A 4,257-nucleotide genomic window follows, 5' to 3' on the forward strand; every position below is an offset into this window, starting at 1 on the left:
ACGCCGACTCCGATGAATTTGGTAAAGGAACTTCAAACGTTATTGACAAAGAACCGAACGACAAACAAAAAGCCCCGAGGACGAATCCCCGGGGCTTGTCTTTGTGTGCAATCAATTCCTGTTTGTCAGGATCGAATTCAGCTGTAACGGTAAGGAACGCCTACCTTCTCCATAACCTCGGAATACCGACTGAAAGCATCCACCACCTTTCGGGTGCGAGGACTGATAGAAGCCAAGTCTTCCCAGAACTCCTTGGAGTCTTCTACAACCTGATCCCATTCGTCTGCTGGGATCGTGGTCAACTCCATTTTCTCCCCTTCTACTCTGAGCTGAGCCTCGCCTCCCCAGTACCAGACCTGACGATAGTAGTGCGAGTCATTGCACGACATTCGGAACAGTTCCTGAAGATTTGCTGGGAGCGCATTCCAACTCTTGGTATTGGCAAAGTAGGATCCACACCACGCACCGGTGACGTTGTTGAGCAGGGCGTAATTACATACGTCTGCCCAACCGACTTCATAGGCTTCAGTGAATCCGCACCACGCCACGCCATCGAGCTCACCCGTGCCGATCGCGACTTCAATGTCATCCCAAGGCAGGGTGACCGGTACTAGCCCATAGCGCGACAGAAACCTGCCGGCAGTGGGGACGCCGAATACCCGCTTGCCTTTCATATCGGCAAGCGAACGAATCGGATCCTTGGTGAAAATATGCAGCGGGTCCCAGGCGCCGGCACTGATCCACTCCACACCTTCGACCTCGCCATATGCTTCAGCCCAGATTTCATCCAGTCCGTAATACTTGAACAGCACCGGCAAGTCCAGACTGTAACGGGTGGAAAACGGGAAATACCCGCCAAACACACTGATATCAACCGGAGATGCCATGGTGGCATCGTCACTTTGTACGGCATCCAGCGCGCCTGACTGCATGGCTCGAAACAACTCGTCGGTTGGTACCAACTGATCGGCATAATACAGTTCGATTTCCATCTGGCCGTGTGCGACCTTGTTGAATGCCTCGATCTGGGGTAATACCACATGTGCGCCGAGTGGGGCACCGGAATACGATTGCAGTCGCCACTTGATTGGATTACTCTGCGAGAATGCATATGGTGCGGTTCCTGCGGCCAGAATACCTGCGGTTCCCGCGCCGACCTTTTTTACAAAATCCCTGCGATCATTATTTGCCGGACTAATGATTTCTTTATTATCTGTCATTATCCTACCTCTTTATAAATTGACAGTGATTCGCCGTACTAACCGGAGAATCACCTGGTATATATCTGGCCCGGCAACCACAGAGCGATCTGAGGGAAAACCATGACCAAAGTCAATGCAACGATCATGACCAGCACGAAAGGCGAAATGGAACGATAGATATCTGCCAACGTAATTTCGGGCGGTGCCATGGCGCGCATCAAAAAAAGATTATAGCCAAATGGCGGCGTCATGTAGGCGATCTGACAGGTGATCGTATACAGCACGCCATACCATACAGGATCAAATCCCAGAATTTTCACCAACGGAACATAGAGTGGCGCGACGATAACGAGCATCGCCGTATCGTCCAGGAACATGCCCATGAACAGATAGGACAGTTGCATCATGATCAGCACTTCCCAAGGTGTCAGATTCCAGTTCGTGATGAAAAGGCTCTCGATGGCTCGAGCCGCGCCTATACCATCAAAAACAGCTCCGAAGCACAGCGCGGCCAAAATGATCCACATGAACATGCACGAAATGCCCAAGGTCTTGCGGATTGTCTCCTCCATGACCTTGCGGTTGAGACGGCGCTTGACCAACGCCGCCAGAGTTGCGGCTGTGGCTCCTACAGCAGAACTCTCCACCAGACTGGTGATACCCATCACAAAGAGTCCCGTCATAAAGAAAAAGCAGTCGCAGTTTTTCCGACATGGGCATTTGCCTTTCCTCGTCGCTGACTGTCGGACCCAGATGAGGCTGCAGGCGGCATCGAATGACGATGTAGATGATGAAAAGGGCAGCCATCATCAGCCCAGGCAAAGCCCCGGCCAGCCACAGCTTACCCACCGATTCCCGGGCAATCATGCCGTAGAGCACAAGTACCACGCTCGGCGGTACAAGAATCCCAAGTGAACTTCCGGCTTGCACCACTCCTGTTATCATGACCTTGTCGTAGCCTCGCCGCAGCATCTCAGGCAAGGCAATGGTGGCGCCGATAGCCATCCCCGGCTGAAATCACCACCATGAGGCCAATCGTACCGACCGCAAGCCCGCCTTTTAGTCCACCAAACCAGACATGGAACATTTGATAAAGATCGTCGGCAATACCCGATTCCGACAGAATGTACCCCATGTAGATGAAAAGCGGCAGGGTCAGCAACGGATACCATTTGAACAACTTGAATGCCGCCGTGAACGGCATTTCCACGCCTCCCTCTCCCCACAGCAGCAACGCCGCCACCGTGGAAACAATTCCGATCGCGGCAAATACCCGCTGACCGGTCAGCAACATCAGCAACATGGATGCAAACATGATGATGGCGATGGCTTCGTAACTCATGCCAACTCCACCCCCCGCGCCTTTGCCAGATCCTTAAAGAATGTGGAGATGGCCTGCAGCAGCATCAGAAGGATCCCTAGCACCATGATTACCTTTATTGGAATCACCGACGGGTTCCACATCGAAAAGAGTCTTTGATTGGTTTCAATCGCGTAGATTGTGCTGGAAATGGAACCGAACAAAAGCACGAACAGGTAAACAACCAGGAAAATCGCGGTGAAACTGTCCATTCGTGCTTTGTTCCGCTCAGACAGCCGGTCATATAACAGGTCCATGCGGACATGAGTCTCAAGCTGCATGGAGTAGGCGCCTCCCATAATGTAGTAGGCAGCCAAGGTGAATTGAGCCAGCTCCACACACCAGTACAACGGAATCTTAATTAAATTTCGGGTAATCGCATCCAACAGCAATGTTCCAATCATGACAAAGATCAGGAGCATTGCGATTCGGCCGAAGCGCGTGGAAACATAGTCCACCACACGGACGTAATTCACTATGAAGGACGGCATATCGGTGTTGGTTTCGGAGACTATTTTCGAGCAAAAACGCCAGTATACATTCTCAAGATGATTGGTGCCGCATGAAACATGTCAGTCAATTTATGAATGTAAATTGTTGCTCAGTCAGGATTTTGCAAGATAGCAATTTACCATCTGCTCACAAACCACACTGTTGGTTTGATCGCAACGGAAAATCTTCGGTGGGATTATTTTACCGGAAATCAAAGAGTTCAACGGCTGAGCGTCAGAACCTGCAAACAACCGTAGCTTAGCCCCAAATTACCTTGTTCAGATCGGAACCGTGATCCAAGTCATCGGTTGATGCGCGAACCCGTCTGCCATTCAATGTGTCGTTTCTCCCTGGACCGCTTGATCGATTCTAGTATATTTACATTCCGATGAGCTTTTGATGTCGCAAGAACAGTGTGAAAACCGAACCCACAATATTCAAAGGCTCAGTCCATCTGCAAATTGGCTGTTCAGAAACAGATTCGGCAAATTGGGACAATGACTGTAGAACTCAATTCAACACCAATTACCGAATCTCACCAACTTGATCGCCGTACCAGTACTCCATCCCAGAAAATCTATGACGTACTGGTGGTGGGCGCCGGAGTTGTGGGATGCGCTGTAGCCCGCAGACTCGCCCTTGAAGACCAGCAGGTCGTTCTAGTTGAACGGGCAGGAGATATCCTCGAAGGAGCCAGCAAAGGCAACAGCGCTATTCTGCACACCGGTTTCGATGCGCCTCCCGACTCGGTCGAACAGGCGTGCATTGCTGATGGATACCGGGAGTTTCGGGAAATTCACAGTAAGTTCAACTTACCCTTACTGGAAACCGGAGCGATGGTTCTGGCGTGGGATGATGAGCAGGCAGCCAGAATCGATGACATCTTGTCCAAGGCCCATATCAATGGGGTGACCGATGTTGCGGAGATCGATATCGACACTGTACGCTCCCGGGTACCCTCGCTCGCACCCGGAGTTAAAAGAGCTGCACACGTCCCCGGTGAATGCCTGATAGATCCCTGGTCCACACCCTTGGCTTACCTGCATCAGTCACTGGCCAATGGCGCCACGTTCATGAGCAATTGTCAGGTACACGCGGGACAATTCGATGGCGATCGATGGCGTGTCTCTACCAGTCAGGGTGAACTGCAGACACGTTGGCTGGTCAACTGTGCCGGACTATACGGTGATCTGCTGCATCGTC

The 4,257-nt window shown here is 51.6% G+C and carries 3 protein-coding genes and 1 pseudogene; 1 reads left to right on the forward strand and 3 read right to left on the reverse strand.

From position 1 onward, the window contains the following. Positions 1-137 precede the first annotated feature (137 nt). The 3 genes and pseudogenes from dctP to J4G02_22990 form a co-directional block, all read right to left on the reverse strand. Positions 138-1,220 (reverse strand): TRAP transporter substrate-binding protein DctP, encoded by a 1,083-nt coding sequence (dctP, locus tag J4G02_22980; GenBank protein MCE2397373.1) that lies wholly within the window; start codon positions 1,218-1,220, stop codon positions 138-140. Between the two features lie 50 nt (positions 1,221-1,270). Beyond that, positions 1,271-2,544: pseudogene (locus J4G02_22985) on the reverse strand (TRAP transporter large permease subunit). Beyond that, on the reverse strand, positions 2,541-3,053 hold the full coding sequence (locus J4G02_22990; protein MCE2397374.1) for a TRAP transporter small permease subunit: 513 nt from the start codon (positions 3,051-3,053) through the stop codon (positions 2,541-2,543). The pseudogene J4G02_22985 and the gene J4G02_22990 overlap by 4 nt, the downstream one beginning before the upstream one ends. A gap of 609 nt (positions 3,054-3,662) precedes the next feature. Here J4G02_22990 and J4G02_22995 point away from each other — a divergent pair. Beyond that, on the forward strand, positions 3,663-4,257 hold a 595-nt coding region (locus J4G02_22995), incomplete at its 3' end, for an FAD-dependent oxidoreductase (GenBank protein MCE2397375.1).

The sequence above is a fragment of the Candidatus Poribacteria bacterium genome (assembly GCA_021295755.1).
In the GTDB taxonomy this organism is placed as follows: Bacteria; Poribacteria; WGA-4E; order WGA-4E; family PCPOR2b; genus PCPOR2b.